The organism is Duganella sp. HH101 (assembly GCF_001758795.1).
Lineage (GTDB): Bacteria > Pseudomonadota > Gammaproteobacteria > Burkholderiales > Burkholderiaceae_D > Rugamonas > Rugamonas rivuli.
In genome coordinates, this window is sequence record NZ_LRON01000003.1 from 501,571 (window position 1) to 520,730 (window position 19,160).

Genomic DNA, 19,160 nt, shown 5'->3' on the forward strand with positions numbered 1-19,160 from the left:
GTGTTTTTATGGGGATAAGCTTAGCCTGTACAAGTTCCTCAACGCAAGAGATTTCCTATCCCGTACTGTTGTCATAAATTTAAAAATTTAATCTGGGGAGAATATCGATGAAGTTACGCGACAAGATGGTGCTGTGCATGGCTGTAGTATGTTGTGCTTTCCTTGTCGCGCTGGGGGTGGCGCTGATGGGCATGCAAAGCGCCCGCAACCAGTTCCAGCAATTCCTGGAAGTGGACCAGGCCTTGTTGCAGACCACCACCAACCTGTACGCGCAAGGCTTGCAGATGGGACAGGCGCTGCGCAACGTGGTGCTCGATCCCAGCAACAAGGCAGGGCTCAAGAATATCGAGGACGCCAGCAAATCCTTCGCCGAACACATGCAGGTGGCGCAAGGCCTGGTCGCACCGCAAAGCGAGGCCGGCAAGATGTTCGCGGACGTGGCGCAACTGCGCGAAAAACAGGCCGGGCTGCAAACGAAGATCATGGCGCTGGCCAAGGACGACCAGGCCGCCGCGATCCAGGTGCTGAACAAGGATGAAACGCCGGTCTGGCGCGTCATGCGCGGCCATCTGCTGGACTTCCTCAAGGCCAAGAAGGACGACGTCAAACAGGCCGAAGCGGGCGTGATCGCCTCGACCCAGCGCACGCTGTGGATCAGCCTGGGCCTGGCGCTGGCCACGCTGGTGGCGGCCGGCTTGGTCACATACTGGCTGGCGGCCAATGTGATGCGCCAGCTGGGCGGCGAACCGGACTATGCGGCCGACATCGCGCGCCGCATCGCCGCCGGCGATTTCACCGAAGAGATACAGACCACCGGCGGCGATCGCGACAGCCTGCTGTCGGCCATGAAGTCGATGCAGCAAAGCCTGGCCGACATCGTGGCGCAGATCCGCAGCGGCGCCGACACCATATCGACGGCGTCGAGCGAGATCGCCGACGGCAACCTGGACCTGTCCAACCGCACGGAGCAGCAAGCGAGCTCGCTGGGCCAGACCGCCAGCGCGATGGACGAGCTGACCTCCACGGTCAAGCAGAATGCCGGCAGCGCGCGCCAGGCCAGCGGCCTGGTGGCGGCGACGGCGGCGGTTGCGGTCAAGGGCGGCACGGTGGTGGCCGAGGTGGTGACGACCATGGGCGAGATCAATCAATCGTCGCGCCGCATTGTCGACATCATCGGCGTCATCGATGGCATCGCTTTCCAGACCAATATCCTGGCGCTGAATGCGGCCGTCGAAGCGGCGCGGGCCGGCGAGCAGGGACGCGGCTTTGCCGTGGTGGCGTCCGAGGTGCGCAACCTGGCCCAGCGGTCGGCGTCCGCCGCCAAGGAAATCAAGGAGCTGATCGGCGAGTCCGTGCAAAGCGTGGAGCAAGGCGCGCGCCTGGTCGAGCAGGCCGGCACGACGATGGACGAGATCGTGGCCAGCGTCAATCGCGTCAGCGCCATCATGGGCGAGATCGCCGACGCCAGCGAAGAACAGACCTCGGGCATCGAGCACGTCAACAACGCCATCGTCCAGATGGACCAGGTGACGCAACAGAATGCGGCGCTGGTGGAGCAAGCCACGGCGGCGGCGCAATCGATGCAGCAGCAGGCCGCCGCGCTGGCCGGCGCCGTCAGCGTCTTCAAGCTGCGCCGCTAGGCCGGCACATTTATTCGCGCTGTCATCAATTGGTAATTATGCAAAAGTATAATTATTGCATGGCGCCGCCTGGCGCCGCTTGCTTGTGGCTGGGTTTGCGGTCCATGTGATCCCCACGCCACAGGTGAGCGGACCCGGCGAGACATTTTCGTGTCCTTGCGAGACAGTGGCCGCACAGGTGAATCGTGCGGCTGCCGGCGTAGGTAACATGAATTGTTTGCTAACTTGAAGTTGATGGGAACGATGGCAGCCTGACCGCCGCGCTATGATGGCTCGTGCGACCGGGGCTGCTGTACGTCGTAGTGCGAGAAAATCACAAAATGAGCCATCTTGCAGAGACTCTGATCGGAGACACCCCATGTCGTACACCCGCTTTCACAAGAAGTCGTTGCCTACGCTGTTGTCCACCCTTGTCTTGCTCGCCGTTGGGAACCATGCGGCCGCCAGCACCCTGAACCAAAACGTTTCCTGGACCATCGACCGGCCAGGCACCAGCACCGTTTATCGCGTGGTGGCCTACGGCGATTCCATCTTTGCCGGCTACAACGGCTCCGTCACCAGCGCCGCCAAGTATTCGGCGCCGACGGTGGACGCGGAGTATCTGTCCTCGCTGTGGAACGCCGACATCGAGAGCGTGCGCCGCACCAAGTCCGGCGCGGTCGCCTCGGACGTCTACAACAACAAGATCGTGGCCGAGCGTTCGTATATGCAGGCCAGTAACACCCGCGTGGTCGCCTTCGAAATGTGCGGCAATGACGGCTTGCAAGCCCGCACCGCCTTCAAGAGCCAGACCGGCACCTGCGACGACAGCGTGCTGACCGCGGCGGAAAGCAGCTGCAAGACCTATGTCGGGGCCGCGATGGACTACATCAACGCCAACGCCTATTCCGGCGTCAAGCTCAAGCTGGTGTCTAACCTGCACTACCCTGGCTACTCCGCGGACAACGTCCAGAGCTCCTGCAAGGATCCATCCACCGGCAAGACCGTGAACATGCAGGAAAAATTCCTGCCGTCCCTGGTCCGCATCAACTTCGCGATGTGCGACCTGGCGCGCCAGAAGGGCTTTGCCTGCGCCGACAACTTCGCCCAGTACATGGGCGCCGACTATGACAGCAACGGCGACGGCAAGATCGATTCCGAGGCGCTGCGCTATGTGAGCGGCGAGAGCCAGGCCAGCTATGTCACCCGCATCACCAGCACGCTGCGCTCGACGCTGCGCGACGCCAACACGCACTTCGTGTCTTCGGGCAGCAGCTACGACTATATCCAATCGGACGACACCCACCCGACCTACAGCGGCAGCACGGTAACGGCAGGTCTGTTCGGCGGCAGCACCGGTACGGGGGCGCCACGCTACAGCTCCTTCTCGGGCGGTAAGAATCCGATCTGGAACCAGTACGGCCACGAGCGGATGGGCTGGGCGGTGTCGACCTACAACGTCGCCACGCCTTGAGGCACAGCTGAGCCACTCCCTTGGATAAGCCTCCCCGCACCTGGCATCCGCGCGCCGGCTATCTGGCCGTCGCGCTGGTGCTGGCCGTGATCGGTTGCGGCGTGCTGGTTTATCTGGTGACGACGCCGGATCCCGACCCGGTCGTCGTTGCGACGCCGCCGCCGGCGCAGGCCGGGGCGGCGCCGGCTGCCGGGGCGCAGCCTGCCCCAGCCATGCAGCAGGCTGCGGCGCAAGCTTCGCAACCATCGCCGGCGGCGCGCGCACCGGAAGGTGACGCCGACCCGACGCGCGACCTGAAAAGCTACGTCGCCCGTGGCGAGAAACCCACCATGCCCGAAGTGATAGAGCGCCTGCACGAGCGCGGCATATATACCGGCCTCGGCGCATTTTCGCCGCCTGGCACCCGTCCGCCGCTGGTCGGGCTGGCGGTGCCGGAAAACTTCGAGCTGCCGCCCGGCTACGTCCGCCACCACCAGGCCACCGACGATGGCCAGCGCATCGAAGCCATCCTGATGTTCGCGCCGGATTTCCAACTGTACGACTCCGCCCACCAGCCGATCGCCATGCCCAAGGACCGCGTCGTGCCGCCTGAGCTGGCGCCGCCCGGCCTGCCGATCCGGCGCATCGTCATTCCCAAACCAGTGGACCCGGCCAGTCCCGGCCGTTGATTCGCATGCAAAAACTACTGACTTCTTCCACTACTCGCATGGTGGCCGGCATCCTGGCGAGCGCCGCGCTGTCGGCGCTGTATGCGCGCGGCGGCGCGGGCTGGCTGCTGGGCTTCGTGATGCTGGCGCCGTGGCTGTTCGTGCTCAACGCCAGCCGGACGCTGGCGGCAACGCTGGGCTGGGCCTACCTGATGTCGCTGGCTTTCACGGCGGCCGTGTTCCCCTGGTTCGGCACCGCGCTTGGACGCTACACGCACTCCGGCGCCGGCGTGGGACTGGCCGTGCTGCTGCTGGCCGCGCCCCTGTTCCAGCCGCAGTTCCTGGTGTTCGCGCTGGTGCGCCATGTGGCCGGACGCCGGCATGGCCCGCTGCTGCGCGCGTTGGCCGCAGCGGCGGCGTGGGTGGCTGCGGAATGGCTGCTGCCCAAGCTGCTCGGCGACACGCTCGGTTATGGACTGTATCCATCCCGTCTGATGCGCCAGGGCGCCGCCGTGGCTGGCGGCGCGGGCCTGACCGTGTTGCTGTTGCTGGCCAACGAGGGCGCCGTGGCCGCGCTGGCGCGGCGTCGCGATGGCTGGCGCGCGATCGCCCAGCCGCTGGCGTTGGCCGCGCTGGGACCGCTGCTGCTGGCCGGCTACGGCCTTGCCGTGCTGCCGGACAGGGATGGCAACGTCGCCGCCGGCAAGCCGCTGCGCGTGGGCCTGGTGCAGGCCAACCTGGTCGACTATGAAGGCATGCGCCGCCACAAGGGCGCCCGCGCCGTGGTGCAGGAAGTGCTCGCCACGCACTTCGCCATGAGCTACGACGCGGTGGTGCGCCGCCATGCGGAAGTGGTGCTGTGGTCGGAGACCGCCTATCCCACCACCTTCGGCCATCCTAAGAGCGCGGCCGGCGCGGAGTTCGACCGCGAGATCCTCGCCAATGTCCGCGCCGCCGGCGTGCCCTTCGTGTTCGGCACCTACGATATCGACAGCGACGGCGAATACAACGCGGCCGCCTTCGTGCAGCCAGCCACCGGCCTGGCAGGCCTGTACCGCAAGACGCGGCTGTTCCCGTTCACCGAATACGTGCCGGCCTGGCTGGACGGACCGCGCCTGCGGCAGCTGTTGCCGTGGACCGGCAACTGGCGCGCGGGCAATGGCGCGCGGGTCTTCCCGCTGAAGCTCGCCGACGGCCGCGAGATCCCGGTGCTGCCGCTGATCTGCCTCGACGATGTCGATGCCGGCCTGGCGATCACTGGCGCCAGGCTGGGCGCGCAGGCGATCATGACGATGTCGAACGATTCCTGGTTCACCGCCGATCCCGAGGGCGCGCGCCTGCACCAGACGGTGGCGGCGTTCCGCAGCATCGAGACGCGGCTGCCGCAAGTGCGCGTCACCACCAACGGCTACAGCGCGGTGTTCGACGCCACCGGCAGCCAGCTGGCCGGCACGCGCATGGGCGAACCCGCGCTGGTGATCGCCGACGTTGTGCCAGGCCAACCGGCGCCGACCTTGATGGTCCGTTGGGGCGACTGGGTAGGGCGTGCGGCCTGCGCCTTCCTGCTGTTGCTGGCGGCCAGGGCGGCCATTCCATCCTGGCGTTCGGAAGGAGAGGGCGCCTTGTCGCCAGCGCAGCCTGCCATGCGTTTCCCGGTTCGTGTCGCGGTGCTGCCGCCGGCGGCCCGGTTTGCCGCAGCGTTGCTGCGCGCCTTGGCGCGCGCGGGCCTGCTCGGCATCTGCGTGGCGCTGCTGCTGAACGAACCTTTGCGCACCAACACCCTGGCGCAAATCCGCCTGTTCAGCGGACTCTTCCTCGCGCCGGAAATCGCCTCGTGGTGCGTGCTGCTGGCGTTTGCCGCGCAGGCGTCGATCGATGGCGCCGCGCTGGTGTTGACGCGGGGCGCGCAGCGCATCGAACTGGCGCTCGGCGAGATTGCATCGGTCGAGTTATGGCGCTTGCCGATTCCGGCCGCCGGTGTCGCGCTGCGGCTGGCGTCGGGCCAGCGTTGGCAGTATGGGCTGGCGCTGGCCAACCCCATGGCGTTCGCCGCCGCGTTGGGACTGAAGCAGGAGCAGCCGGGTGCGGTGATGGGCGTGTATGCACGTGCCCGCCTGGCGCTGCGCCGCCGCAAGCTCGACCGGCCGCTGGCCAAGTTCGTGCTGCTGCCGCTGGCGTTGGCGATACCGGCCTTCCACCTGCATCAGCATATCGCCTACGGCAGCGCGTTCGGCGAGTACTACACCTACGGATTGAAGGCGTATCTCACGGCGTTTGGATTGTGGTGGGCCGCTTGGTCCATCGGCGTCGTGTTGAGCGCGGCCTTGCTGCGGGCGGCGATCGAAGCCGGCGCCTTGATGGCGGCGCTGCTGCGTCCCGGGCAAGCCATCGCAGTGCGCGGCTGGCTGGAGCGCGCCGGCCGCCTGGCCTTGTATCTCGGCCTGCCGGGGTGGCTGCTGGCGAACCTGTACGGGACGTAGCAGGTTCGCCGCTTGCCGGATGCTTACAACTGCGGCTTGTTGTCGCGCACGGTATTTTCGAGATTCTTTTTCTGTTGCTCGCGTGCGGCCGCCTCGGTATTGAGCGTGCCGACGTCATGCTGCAGTGGCGGCGCGACGATTTGGACCGCATACCTGTCGAGCATGTCCGGATTGCCGGTGCGCAAAGCCGAGGTGTCGATGGTGATGGTCATCGCGCAGGTCGGCGCGTACTCATGATAAACACTCATGTTGTCCGAAACCGGTGAGTACCTCGAGTACGGTACTTCAGGGCAGGGCGTGTAATTGAAGCTGGTAGAAAATGACGCGATCTGCTTGCCCGCCATGTCGTACACCCACGCCATGTTGACCGTGATCTTGTCGCGATACTTGACCTGGCCGCCGGGTTGGTCATATTTTGTCTTCAGCGACTGGACCAGGGTATCTTTCAGTATAGCCCTGTCCGGTGGCAGGGATTGGTCGCGTCTGACCGCCCAGACTGTGCCGCCCTCGTTGAACAGCACACTGAAGAAATCCGCGCCCTTGGGATCGTTGCGTCCGACTCCGACCGATGCCTGGAAGCCGATCTCCCGCTTCGAGCCATGCTGGATGATGGGGATGATCTTGTAACCGGGATTGAGCTTTTGCACCGCCTGTCGCGCTTCGTTGGCGGTGATGCCGACCCGGACGCCGGCGATATCCGGTCCACCTGAGTTGAGCAGCGACGCCGGCATGCTCCCGCCAGTGGCGGCAGCGGCTTGCGTACCGCCGCCGTTGGCGGTGGCCGTGGCGCTGGCCTGGTCCTTGCCCAAGCCCTTGTCCACGCCTTGCTTGATGATCTGTTTCAGGTCGATGCCGCCGCTGGCTTGGCTTCCTGCCGAAGCCGTCAACGCCAGCGCGGCGATGAGGAGTGCCGAGGTTTTCATTCTTCCATCCTTATTTATTCGATAATGTTAATGTACAATATTTTGCGCGGCGCATGCCAGATCCGGGTTCAACATGGCTGCTATGATGGTGGTTCTTTCGCCAACATTATGATGAGGTGAGACCATGGAATTACTGGACGCATATTGCGCGCGCGTCGGCTACACCGGCCCGCGCACCGCCACGCTGGACACGCTGCGCGCCCTGCAGCAGCTGCACCCGGCCGCGATACCCTTCGAAGCCATCGATGTGCTGCTGGACCGCCCGGTGCTGCTGGCGCCGCAAGCGGTGGATGCCAAGCTGATCCACGCCGGGCGCGGCGGCTACTGCTTCGAGCAGAACAGCCTGTTCCAGCGCGTGCTGACCGCGCTGGGCTTCGAGGTGGAGCCCCTGATCGCCCAGGTGCGCTGGATGGCCGGCCCCGAGTCCCAGTACCGGCCGCGCACCCACATGGTGCTGCGCGTGACGGTGGACGGCCAGCCGTGGCTCTGCGACGTCGGCTTCGGCAGCTGCGTGCTGACCGCGCCCATCCGCTTCGACCTGACGACGCCGCAGTCCACGCAGCACGAGCGCTTCCGTCTCACGCCGCAGGGCAACGAGCATCTGCTGGAGGCGCTGCTGGGCGATGACTGGATGCCGGTCTACATGATCTCCCCGGCGCCGTGCCGCGCGGGCGACTACGAGATGGCGAATTTCTACTCGTCGACCTATCCGTCGTCGCACTTCCGCCACGACCTGATCGTCGCGCGCAGCACACCCGAGGCCCGCCACGCGCTGCTGCGCAACCGCCTGACGATACGCCGTGCCGATGGCGGCGGCGAGCGCCGCTACCTGTCGGCCGACGAGCTGGAAACGGCGCTGGCCGAGATTTTCCTGCTGCCGGTGACGCCCGACTGGCGCCCGGTGCTCGAACGCGCGGCGGCGGCGGTATGGGAGCCGCAGGGCGGCTGATGTACGCCGCCGCAGCCCCCGCGCCGGATTCGTGATTGTGGCATTAGCCGTTTGGTTGTAGAATAGATGAGAATAATTCCCATTCTCACATATGCCGGCCACGCACACGTCACTCAACTTCACCGCCTTGTACAGCGAGCACCACTGCTGGCTGCAGCGGTGGTTGTACGCCAAGCTGGGCAATGTCGGCGACGCCGCCGACCTGGCGCAGGACACTTTCATCCGCATCCTGGGGCGCAGCGACCTGCCTGCACTCCAGGAGCCGCGTGCCTTCCTGAGCACCGTCGCCAAGGGCATATTGATCAACTGGTACCGGCGCCAGGCACTGGAGCGCGCCTATCTGGAAGCGCTGGCCACGCTGCCCGAGCCCGAAGCCATCTCCCCCGAACAGCAATTGCTGATCCTTGAAACCCTGCATGAAATCGACGCCATGCTCGATGCCTTGCCGGCCAAGGTCAAGCAAGCCTTCCTGATGTCGCAGCTGGAGGGCTTGCGCTACGACGAGATCGCCGCGCAACTGGGCCTGTCGGTCATCACCATCAAGCGCTACATGAAGCAGGCTTACCTGCGCTGCCTGCTGGCGATGGAGAACGCGTAGCCATGGCCGCACCGATAGCGCCGCGCGCGCTGGAGCAGGCGGCGGAATGGCTGGTCCGCTTGCAGGACGGCGCCACCGAAGCCGATCACGCGGCCTGCGAGCAGTGGCGCCGCAGCGATCCCGACAACGCACGGGCCTGGGAGCGCGCCGCCACGCTGCTGGGCAAGTTCGACGGACTGCCGAAGGCGCTGGCGATGCCGGCGCTGCACCGCCCCGCTGCTGCCGGCCGCCGCGCCGCCGTCGCCCGCGTGGCTGCGGCCATCGCCGCCATCCCCGCAGGCTGGCTGGGCTGGCGCTACGCGCAATCGCAAGCCTGGGCGCCCGACGTCGGCACCGCCGTCGGCGAACGCCGCAGCGTCACGCTGGCCGACGGCACGCGGCTGACGCTGAACACGGCCAGCGCCGTCGATATCCGCTACACCGGCGCGGAACGCCTGCTGCTGCTGCGCAAAGGCGAGATCCTGGTCCAGACCGGCCACGACGGCGCGAACCGCCCGTTCCGCGTGGCGACCGCGCACGGCGCCTTGCAGGCGCTGGGCACCCGCTTCAGCGTCCGCCTGCACGACGACGACACCGCGCTGGCGGTGGAGCAGGGCGCCGTGCGCATCTCGCCGACACATGGGCCAGGGCTGGTGGTCGCGGCCGGCCAGCAAAGCCGCTACACCGCGCGCGGCGCGGCGGCGCCGAGCGAGCTGGACGCCGGCAGCTCCGCCTGGACCACCGGCATGCTGCTGGCCGATAGGATGCGCCTGGACCGGCTGGTGGCGGAACTGTCGCGCTACCGTGGCGGCCACATTGGCGTCGACGCCCGCGTGGCCGGCCTGCCCATCTCCGGCGCCTTCCCGGTGGCCGACAGCGAGCGCGCGCTGGACATGCTGGTTTCGACCTATCCCGTCGATGCGCTGTCGCGCCTGAACGGCTACTGGATCACGCTGGCCCCGCGCCAGGAAAAATAATTGCCGTCCGCCTGATACTTTTTGGCGGCTCGGCTGGCAAGGAGATTGAACCTCTCATCTGCCAAACAAAGGAAGTCGCTGCAATGTCGAATACCCATGCCATCCCGTCCGCGCGCCGCCTGTCGCGCGCCGTCCGTATCGCCGTGCTCAGCATGTCGCTGGCCACCGCCAGCCTCGCCGCTGCCGCCGAGCCCGCGCCGCAAACCTATCAGCTCGATGCCGGCCCGCTGGGCCGCACGCTGTCCACGATCGCGGTGGGCGCCGGCATGCCGCTGTCCTTCGACCCGGCGCTGACCGCCGGCCTGAACAGCCCGGCGCTGAAGGGCAGCTACACGCCGCGCGCCGCGATGGAACGGCTGCTGGCCGGCAGCGGCCTGGCGCTGGTCGGCCGCAGCGACGGCACGCTGACGTTGCAAAAGCACGCGCCGACGCCGGCCACCTCGGCCGCCTCGGCCACCGCCATCGCCGGCGCCACCACGCTAGCGCAAGTTGAAGTGCACGGCATGGGCGAAGGCGGCAACGGCACGCCAGGCAAGATCCGCAGCAGCGGCGCTACCGGCCTGGAGCTGTCCGTCCGCGACACCCCGCAAGCCATGAGCGTCATCGGCAGCCAGCGCATCCATGACCAGGGCCTGGAGACCTTGCAGGACGTGGTCGCCCAGACCACCGGCATCACGCTCGACCATTCCTCCACCACCCGCGAGACCGACCAGCTGTTCTCGCGTGGATTCGCGGTCGACACCTATCTGTTCGACGGCATTCCCACAACCAAGCTGGTGGAGCCGACCGGCTTCGACGCCAACATCTACGAGCGCATCGAAATCGTGCGCGGCGCCGCCGGCCTGATGGGCGGCACCGGCAGTCCCGCCGCCGCCATCAACCTGGTGCGCAAGCGCCCGTCGCGCGAGCTGCGCGCCGAAGCCGAATTGCAGGCCGGCAGCTGGGACCGCTATCGCGCCCAAGCCGATATCTCGGCGCCGCTGAGCGACGATAAAAGCGTGCGCGGCCGCGTGGTGGTCGCCGAGCAGGAGCAGGGCTCCTTCATCGACCGCTACCGCCAGGACAAGGACTTGTTCTACGCCATCGTTGAAGCCGATCTCGGCCACTCAACCCTGCTGAGCACAGGCCTCAGCTATCAGCACGAGCGCCTCAACGGCGCCAGCCGCCGCTTCATCGGCTTCTACAGCGACGGCAGCCAGACCGACTTCCCGCGCTCGATCAACAGCGCCTCCCAGGCTTCGTTCTACGACCGCAAGCAAAGCCTGAGCTTTGTCACGCTGGAGCATTTCTTCGACAACGACTGGAGCGCCAAGCTGGCGCTGAACTACGCCGCCAACCAGTACGACGCCGAACAGGGCTACGCCATGCGCGGCCAGCTGGACAAGCGCACCGGCGCCGGCCTGTCGCTGTGGCAGACCAAGTGGGACAGCAAGCCCCGGCAGTTGTCGATTGACGCCTACGCCAGCGGACCGTTCACCGCCTTCGGCCGCCAGCATGATCTGGTGTTCGGCATGAGCGCATCGAACACCAAGACCACCGGCCCGACCTTCCCGGCCTGGTCGCTGCCCGGCTACGACGCCACGGTGCCGAACTTCTATACCTGGAACGGCAACTCGCCCACGCCCAACTACAACGGCACCATCAACGGCAGCAATGTGGAGAAGGAGCGTTCGCTGGCCGGATACGGCTCGGTACGCCTGCGGCCGACTGATGCGCTGTCGCTGATACTGGGCATGCGCGTCACCAACTGGAAGCGCGATACGGAAAGCGTGTCCTTCGGCTCGCCCACCGTCAGCGACAGCTTCAGCAAGAACGGCAAGCTGACCCCGTACGTCGGCGCGGTCTACGCGCTGACGCCGGACTGGTCGACCTACGCCAGCTACACCAGCATTTATTCGCCGCAAACCTACCGCGACCGCAGCAACAGCCTGCTGCCTCCACTGGAAGGCAATAACACCGAGCTCGGCATCAAGGGCGACTTCCTCAACGGCCTGCTGAGCACCAGCGCCTCCGTGTTCCACATGCGCCAGGATAACCTGGCGGAAATGGATGCCGACGAATTCCTGCTGCCGGCAGGCGGCGGCACCTATGCCTACCACACGGTCAAGGGCGCGACCGCGCAGGGCTTCGAGCTGGAAGTGTCGGGCCAGCTGCGGCGCGGCTGGCAGCTGACGGCCGGCTATGCGCGCTCGCGCGTCGAGGACAGCAGCGGCAAGCGTTTGCAAACCAGCCAGCCGCTGAACAACCTCAAGCTGTGGAGCAGCTACGAATTGCCCGACGTCGGCAACGGCCTGACGGTGGGCGGCGGCATCAATTGGCAAGGCGAAATCTATACCGACAACGCCGGCCCCAACCGTGAGCGCTTCACCCAGGGCGGCTACGCGCTGGTGTCGTTGATGGCGCGCTACCGCATCAGCCAGCAACTGTCGGCCACGCTGAACGTCAACAACCTGCTGGACAAGCACTACTACTCGTCCGGCGGCGGCGGTTTCTATGGCGATCCGCGCAACGTCATGCTGTCGCTGAACTATCGCTTCCACTGACATGCCTACCGTACTGAACCGTACGCTGGCCGCCGTACTGGGCGGCTATCTGCTCGCCGCCGCCGGCGCGGTGCTGCTGGCGACGCTGGGCGATGGCCCCGGCGTCGCGGCCGGCGACGCCATGCTGGGCGGCGCGCTGCTGGGCCTGGCGCTGTACGCGCCCGCCATCGTCTGGGCCTACGCCGCGCGCAGCGCCTTGCGGGCATGGGGCGGCCTGCTGGGCGCCAGCCTGTTGCTGGCAATCGCCGCGTACGCGCTGGCCGTCGTGCCCAGGGGGATGCCATGAGTCTTACACAGCAGGGGCTGCGCCAGCGCATGGCGTGGCTGCATACCTGGGGCGGCTTGTGGGTGTGCTGGCTGTCGTTCGCGATCTTCCTGACCGGCACGCTCAGCGTTTTCGTCGATCCGATCTCGCATTGGATGCGGCCTGAACTGGTGGAGCAGCATGCCGAGGCATCGGCCTTCGCGCCCAGCGGCCATGATGCGCAACTGGCGCACGGCGTCCGCCATTTGCAGAAGCAGGCGCAGGGCAGCAGCATGTGGGAGCTGTGGCCGCGCGCGGGCGAGCGGATCTTCCAGGTGTTCTGGATCAACGCCGGCGGCTACTATTCCGACGCCCATCTGTCCACCGTGACCGGCGCCGAAGTGCCGGACGACGCCGGCAAGGTGCGCGACACCAGCGGCGGCAACCACTTCGTCGAATTCCACCACGCGTTGCATGCCGGCAGCACAGGGTTGTGGATCGTCGGCGTGGCGTCGGCCGCCATGCTGGTGGCGCTGATCTCGGGCGTGATCACGCACAAGCGCATCTTCAAGGACTTCTTCACCTTCCGCCCGGGCAAGGGCCAGCGCTCCTGGCTGGACGCGCACAACCTGCTCGGCGTGCTGACGCTGCCGTTCTTGTTCGTCATCGTCTACAGCGGGCTGGCGATCAGCTGGAGCACCTATATGCCGGCCGTGATCTGGGCGCAGGAATTGCGCACCGGCGAAAAAACCAATGTCCGCGACTACGGCCCGGTGAGCCGTCCCAGCGGCCGTCCCGGCACGATGACGCCACTGGCGCCGCTGGTGTTGCGCGCCGAGCAGACTTTCGGCAGCCCGGTCTACGCGGTGGTGGTCAACCATCCCGGCGACGCGGCGATGACGGTGCAGGTCTATAGCAGCACGTCGCCGTCCAGCCAGCAGGGGCGGTTGCTCAGCACGCGCGGCATGATGACGTTCGACGGCGTCAGCGGCGCGCTGCTGGCGACCCAGATGCCGCACGCCGTGCCCGCCAATCCCGCGCGCGCCACCATGCGTACGCTGGACGAGCTGCACCGCCTGCACTTCGCCGGCGCGGTGATACGCTGGCTGTACTTCCTGGCCGGACTGGCCGGGACCGCGATGATGGCGGTGGGCGCCATCCTGTTCATGGTCAAGCGGCGGGTGAAGTCGCTCAAGGAATTCGGTGCGCGCACGCAGCAGGTGTATCGCCTGATCGACGTGCTCAACGTGGCCTCGGTCGCGGGCTTGCCGCTGGCCTGCATCGCCTACCTGTGGTCCAACCGCCTGATACCGCTGGCGCTGGCCGAGCGGCACGAGTGGGAGGTGGCGGCCTTCTTCGGCGTCTGGCTGGCGGCGCTGGTGCATGCCGCGTTCCGCCCCGCCGCGCTGGCGTGGAGCGAGCAGTTATGGACGGCCGCCGCGCTGTGCCTGCTGCTGCCTGCGCTCAATGCCGTCACCACCGGCCAGCAGGTGTTCGGCTACCTGCTGGCGGGCGATATCGAACGCGCGGGCGTCGAGCTGGCGGTGCTGGCGTTCGGCGTGGCGCTGGCCGTCGCGGCATTGCGCGCTGCGCCCAAGGCGGCGTACCGGGGAAAGGCGGTGGCGTCATGAATTACGCACTGACCGTGGCGGCGGCCCTGCTGCTGGCCAGCTCCGGCATGACGGCGCTGGCGCTGGCGATCGACCGTCATCACCGCCAGGTCTACGGCGCCGACGCCACGCCGGGCGCGCGCCTGGTCCTGCGTGTCGCCGGCGCTGTGCTGCTGGCGTTGGCGATCTGGCCGTGCGTGCTGCTGTGGGGCGCGGGAGCGGGCGTGGTGGCGTGGACCGGCATGCTGACCGCCGGCGCGCTGGCGCCGGCATTGGCGCTGGCCTACTATTCGCGCGCGAAATAGCTGTCGATGGCGGGCCTTCTCGGTGCCTGCTTTGAACGACATCCCATATCGGAAAAGAATTCTTTTGCAAAGCGGTATTCCTCCCTGAGCCGACTCCATTTTCCATTGATCAGATCATGTAGCGGCTTGATGGCGACACCGATGCTGACAGCTAGGCCGGTAACTTTGAGAATGATCTCGTAGTCCATATGTTCCTTAAATTTTTTGACAATCCGATACCAATGTCAATACGCTCAAGCACGTAGGTCGGCCGTATCGACCAGGCAGGCTTCGCGCACGCGCTGCACCGTCGCCGGCGACTCCATCTGGAACCACTCGTGGTGGCCGCGGTCCTTGCGCGCCGCCAGCACGGCGCGCTTGATCGCGAAGAAGGCCGCCACCGCCAGCGTCATCGGCGGTTCGCCGATTTCCTTGGCCGACAGGATGTCGCCTTCCTCCGGCGCGTTCGGCGCCAGCTCCCTCGGGAACATCATGATGTTCATCTGCAGCGGGATCGATTGCGCTGCCGGCGGTTTGTACTCCCAGGTGTTGGTGGTGTACAGCGCGCCCGGCGCCGGCCGCGTGGCGCTGGCCTCGGTGCTGGACGTGGCCGGCTGGTAGCTCAGGTCTTCGCTGGTCACATAGCCGAGGCCCTGGACGAAGCCGCCTTCCACCTGGCCCACGTCCACCGCCGGATTGAGGCACTTGCCGCCGTCGTACACCACGTCGGCGCGCAGGATGGTGGTCTCGCCGGTCAGCACGTCGAGCTCGATTTCGACGCAGGCCGCGCTGTAGGTGTAGCCGGTGAAGTAGTCGACTTCCTCGCTGGCGGGCTTGCCGTCCACCAGCTTGAATTCCAGGTTGCCGTCCGGGTGCTCGCCGCCCTCGATCGCCACCCGCGACTGCGCCGACAGGTTGAGCCGTTCGTTGAAGGCCATGCTGACGATGTTCTTCCATATCATCGTTTGCGGATTGCCCGGCGTGGTCTCGGCGCGCCAGCCATCTTTGTAGTCCCAGAAGTTGATGCGGTTGGCGACGCACCAGTCGTTGCCGTTGGCGGTCAGCAGGCCGAGGCAGTAGGCTTCCAGCCGGCCGCGCAAGTCGCCGCAAGCCTGCTGCGCGGCCAGGCCGTTGAACGAGGTGCCGGTCGAGGCGCCGGTGCTTTCCGGATTCGGCACCACGGCGGTGTCGTTTTCCGCCACCCGTATCATGCCGATCGGTACGTTGAGCGCATAGGCCACGACCTGCGCCATCTTGGTGTTCAGGCCCTGGCCCATCTCGATGCCGCCGTGGCGCACCAGCACCGTGCCGTCCTGCGAGTACACCTCGATCAGCGCGCCGCCCTGTTCCAGCAGCGCCAGGTTGAAGCCGGAGCCATACTTCACCGGCAGCACCGAGATGCCGCGCTTGCGCCAGCGGTTGGCGGCGTTGAACTGCTCGACCGCCGCCGCGCGTGCGGTGAATTCGGCCTTGTCCAGCGTGTACTCCCACACCTCGCGCATGTAGCAAGATTCCAGCGGCTCGGCATACGGCGTCACCTGGCCCTGCACGTACAGGTTGCGCGCGCGCACCTGCTCCGGCGTCAGGCCGACGCTGTGGGCGGCCGCCTCGATGGCATCCTCGACGATGATGGCGCCCTGGATCATGCCGACCGTGCGCATCGATGTGTTGCTGGTCTTGTCGGTGCGGCAGACGTCGGTGGTGCACGACCAGTTGGGGATGAAGTAGGCCGAGTCGCTGCGCAGCGCCATGCAGTCGCTGATGATGAAGCTGCAATCGTAGGTGCGGCCGCCGTCGAGCCAGTAGTCGGCCTGGAAGCCGAACAGCTTGCCGTGCGTGAGCGGGTTGCTGGCGTCGCCGATGGCGATGTTGTAGTTGCCCAGCGCCGGATGGCGGTGGCCGAACATGGCGGTGTCGACCTGGCGCAGCGCGGCCATGCGCAGCGGCCGGTTCAGCTTCCACGCGCCGACGGCGGCGATGGTGCTGGCGAAGGCCGACTGGCCGCACTTGCCGCCGTAGCCGCCGCCGATGCGGCGCACCCGCACGTCGACCTTGTTGGCCGGCAGCTGCAGCACGCGGCCGACCGCGCTCTGCACCACGTTGGCGTCCTGGGTGGAGGCGTAGACGCGGATCTGGCGGTCTTCCACCGGTTCCACATAGCTCGACTGCGTCTCCATGTAGAAGTGAATCTGGCTGCCGACCTTCTGGCTGCTGGAGACGCGCGTGCAGCTGACGCTGCCGTAAATGTCGCTGGCGATGGGCACGTTGTGCACGACCACCGGCTGCTTCAGGTCGGGCTGCTCGGGCGGACGCGGCGGCACCCAGTCCAGGCTGGTGCCGCTGCGGGTGATCTTCCAGATGTGCGAGTACCAGGTGGCGCCGGCCGGCTTGTCCAGGAACACCAGCTTGTTGCGCTCGGCGTCGGTGTCGGGCAGTTCGATCAACGGCGTCTCGGCCTGGAACCGGCAGAAGTGCTGCTGCAGATAGGCGGCCGCTTCCTGCGCCAGTTGTTCGTTGCGCGCCACCACCATGCCGATGCATTGGCCGTAGCCGGTCAACAACAGCGGCGCGCGCGGGTCGTAGCCGGACGGCAGCGCGCCGCCCGGGCAATCGGCGGCGTCGATGCTGATGGCGAAGATGGGATCGTCCAGCGCCATGCCGTCGATCACGGGGCCGGGCACGTCGATGGCGGTGATGTAGTCTTTCACCGCCGGGTACAAAGTCTTCAGCGCGGCCAGCACCTCGGCCGGCGAGGCCGGGCCGCTGACGCCGGGCACGGCGTAGGTACACGTGCCCTTGGCCACCATGCTTTGCACCGGCGCGCCGTTCATGCCGGTGGGCGGCATCGGGATGTCGTGGATGTACTGGGCCTCGCCGGTGGCTTGCAGCATGGCTTCGATTTTCACGTAGGGCATGTGCACCGGGAACTGGTCGATATAGGGCTTGTAGGCCTGGGTGCCGGTCGACACCGGCCGTTGCGTCCGTTCGCCTGCCGAGCGCAGCGCCGGCGGCACCGGCAGGCCGCGCCATTCGCACACGGCGATAAAGAATTTATACAGATACGATTCGGCAAGCTGGCGCTTGTAGGCCGTGCTGTAGCCTTCGTCGGGCAGCTGGGCGTAGTGGCTGGCGTAGCGGTCGATCAGCGCTTCCAGTTCCTGGCGCAGCACCGGCATCGCCGCCGCCAGCGCGGCGTCGTCCCAGCGCTTGCCGCGCAGCGCCTGCTCGGTGTGCGGCATGCGCGTGGCCACCGGCGACATGCCGCCGAACGCCAGTGCGATATCGGCGACGTGCTGGTGCGCGTCAAGCTTGACGCGCATGCCGCTGTTGACGATGGAGTGGGCGTTGACCTCGCGCTGAGCGGTCTTGTAGGTTTGCGCGTACTCGTCGGCGCCGGTCAGCGGCACATGGTAGGACAGCAGCACGCAGCCGTCGGCGTGTCGGCGCCAGTAGGCCGGCAGCTCCAGCAGCGGCAGGGTCTTGGGTTCGGCCTGCTCGGGCGCGGCCACCGTCACCGTGGCGTCCAATGCGGCCAGCGCCGTGAACAGGTCGGAAGGGAAGGGCACGCCCTGCTCGGCGTGCGTGACCACCAGCATGGTGTTGCCGGCCAGCGTGGCGGCGTTGCGGACGATGCCGCCGGCGGTGCGGCCGGCCATGTAGGCCAGCGCCTGCAGGCCGGCGTTGGGCGCGGCGCTGTTTTCGGCGTCGAGGAAGTCCAGCAGTTTGGCGTACAGCACGCCGCCGCCCAGGCGCAGGTGGTCGCCGCCCCGGCTCAGCACATGCAGTTCCGGCACGTGCGAGATGTCGATGAACACGTGCGGATTTTCCACCGTGCGCGGATAGATGCCGATCGAGGTATTGCCGCCGACCAGGCGCAGCTCGGCGCGGTCGTGGAAGTCGCGCATCAGGCCGATGGCGCTGGACACCGTCAGCGGCCGGAACCAGTGGTAGCCGTTGGCCGTGTAGTGCACCGGACGCGGCGGCTTGCGCAGCTCGTCGGGGAAGGCCACCTCCACCGGCGCGGTGCGCGCCACTTCCTCGGCCGGATCGACTTCGCAGCGCATGCAGCCGGCTTCGTCGACTTTCGGATCCCAGTCGGAGGCGAAGGTTTTCTTGAAGCCGTACAGGATGGGGCGGTAGCCGGTGCAGCGGCAGATATTGCCGTCGAACATGGCCTCGATCTCCTGCTTGGTGCCGGGCTTTTCGCCGCGCTGGGCCACGGCGGCCGTCATGTTCATGATCCAGCCGGGGGTGCAGTAGCCGCACTGGGTGCCGTTGTTGCGGGCCAACCCGTCCTGCACGGTGCTGATGCAGCCGGACTTGACGCTGCCCGTGCCTTCCACCGTCGTCACCAGCATGCCGTCCAGCGAGGCCACCGGGCGCAGGCAGGAGTTGACCGAGCGGTGCTCGACCTGTCCCGTGTCCTCGTTCCAGCTCGACAGCATGACGGTGCAGGCGCCGCAGCCGCCTTGCTTGCAGCCGATCTTGGTGCCGGTCAGGCCGACTTCCGGCGAGCGCAGGTAGTCGGCCAGCAGCACGGTCGGGTCGACGGTCGGCAACTGCACCCGTTCGCCGTTGAGATAGAAGACCAGGTCGGCTGTTTGGACGGAGGAAGTGGGCATGGAAAGCTCCTGTGGAGTAAGTGGTATGGTCCAACGTGGCGAATTCGAGACAAGCCAAAACGGCAGGCTGCCCGCGCAGAATACTGGCTAGCCTGCGGGGCGGACAACATAATTTTGAGCATTTTTGCCGGGGCGAAAACTCACCAATTACCACGCGTTGTTTTTTTCCCTGATTGACATGAAAGAATTCGCAGTGCTATAGTTAATTTAA

Annotated in this window: 14 protein-coding genes; 11 read left to right on the forward strand and 3 right to left on the reverse strand. The window is 66.7% G+C overall.

Features of this window, described 5'->3' with window-relative positions:
* Positions 1-107: 107 nt before the first annotated feature.
* From DUGA2_RS34775 to lnt, 4 genes are all read left to right on the forward strand, one after another.
* Positions 108-1,640, forward strand: a complete 1,533-nt coding sequence (locus tag DUGA2_RS34775; protein ID WP_070268304.1) for a methyl-accepting chemotaxis protein — start codon at positions 108-110, stop codon at positions 1,638-1,640.
* Between the two features lie 358 nt (positions 1,641-1,998).
* Complete coding sequence (locus DUGA2_RS07450; RefSeq protein WP_070268305.1) at positions 1,999-3,093, forward strand: hypothetical protein; 1,095 nt, start codon at positions 1,999-2,001, stop codon at positions 3,091-3,093.
* Between the two features lie 20 nt (positions 3,094-3,113).
* Positions 3,114-3,761: a hypothetical protein gene (locus DUGA2_RS07455; protein ID WP_070268307.1), complete on the forward strand. Its 648-nt coding sequence runs from the start codon at positions 3,114-3,116 to the stop codon at positions 3,759-3,761.
* Positions 3,762-3,766: 5 nt separating this feature from the next.
* Positions 3,767-6,220 carry an apolipoprotein N-acyltransferase gene (gene lnt, locus DUGA2_RS07460; RefSeq protein WP_229214620.1) on the forward strand — a complete coding sequence of 818 codons (2,454 nt, stop codon included), beginning with the start codon at positions 3,767-3,769 and terminating at the stop codon, positions 6,218-6,220.
* Positions 6,221-6,243: 23 nt separating this feature from the next.
* Here the strand turns inward: lnt and DUGA2_RS07465 are convergent, their stop codons facing one another.
* Positions 6,244-7,143: a hypothetical protein gene (locus DUGA2_RS07465; RefSeq protein ID WP_070268310.1), complete on the reverse strand. Its 900-nt coding sequence runs from the start codon at positions 7,141-7,143 to the stop codon at positions 6,244-6,246.
* A gap of 124 nt (positions 7,144-7,267) precedes the next feature.
* Between DUGA2_RS07465 and DUGA2_RS07470 the strand changes: the two genes are divergently transcribed.
* The 7 genes from DUGA2_RS07470 (at position 7,268) to DUGA2_RS07500 (ending at position 14,348) form a co-directional block, all read left to right on the forward strand.
* Positions 7,268-8,092, forward strand: a complete 825-nt coding sequence (locus DUGA2_RS07470) for an arylamine N-acetyltransferase (protein ID WP_070268311.1) — start codon at positions 7,268-7,270, stop codon at positions 8,090-8,092.
* Positions 8,093-8,183: 91 nt separating this feature from the next.
* Positions 8,184-8,690 (forward strand): sigma-70 family RNA polymerase sigma factor, encoded by a 507-nt coding sequence (locus DUGA2_RS07475; protein WP_070268313.1) that lies wholly within the window; start codon positions 8,184-8,186, stop codon positions 8,688-8,690.
* Between the two features lie 2 nt (positions 8,691-8,692).
* Positions 8,693-9,646: a FecR domain-containing protein gene (locus DUGA2_RS07480; protein WP_083296241.1), complete on the forward strand. Its 954-nt coding sequence runs from the start codon at positions 8,693-8,695 to the stop codon at positions 9,644-9,646.
* A gap of 83 nt (positions 9,647-9,729) precedes the next feature.
* Complete coding sequence (locus tag DUGA2_RS07485) at positions 9,730-12,189, forward strand: TonB-dependent receptor (RefSeq protein WP_070268317.1); 2,460 nt, start codon at positions 9,730-9,732, stop codon at positions 12,187-12,189.
* 1 nt (position 12,190) lies between these two features.
* Entirely contained in the window at positions 12,191-12,475 is a 285-nt protein-coding gene (locus DUGA2_RS07490; protein ID WP_070268319.1) for a DUF3649 domain-containing protein, read from the forward strand.
* Positions 12,472-14,064: a PepSY domain-containing protein gene (locus DUGA2_RS07495; RefSeq protein ID WP_070268320.1), complete on the forward strand. Its 1,593-nt coding sequence runs from the start codon at positions 12,472-12,474 to the stop codon at positions 14,062-14,064. Before DUGA2_RS07490 ends, DUGA2_RS07495 begins: the two co-directional genes overlap by 4 nt.
* Positions 14,061-14,348 (forward strand): DUF3325 domain-containing protein, encoded by a 288-nt coding sequence (locus DUGA2_RS07500; RefSeq protein ID WP_070268322.1) that lies wholly within the window; start codon positions 14,061-14,063, stop codon positions 14,346-14,348. The genes DUGA2_RS07495 and DUGA2_RS07500 overlap by 4 nt, the downstream gene beginning before the upstream one ends.
* On the opposite strand, the gene DUGA2_RS07505 is transcribed toward DUGA2_RS07500, so the two are convergent.
* Together DUGA2_RS07505 and DUGA2_RS07510 are read right to left on the reverse strand one after the other, a co-directional pair.
* Positions 14,330-14,536 (reverse strand): hypothetical protein, encoded by a 207-nt coding sequence (locus DUGA2_RS07505; protein WP_070268323.1) that lies wholly within the window; start codon positions 14,534-14,536, stop codon positions 14,330-14,332. The genes DUGA2_RS07500 and DUGA2_RS07505 overlap by 19 nt on opposite strands.
* A gap of 45 nt (positions 14,537-14,581) precedes the next feature.
* The gene (locus tag DUGA2_RS07510; RefSeq protein ID WP_070268325.1) at positions 14,582-18,949 is read right to left on the reverse strand and encodes a molybdopterin cofactor-binding domain-containing protein; all 4,368 of its coding nucleotides are present in this window, start codon (positions 18,947-18,949) and stop codon (positions 14,582-14,584) included.
* Positions 18,950-19,160: the final 211 nt, after the last annotated feature.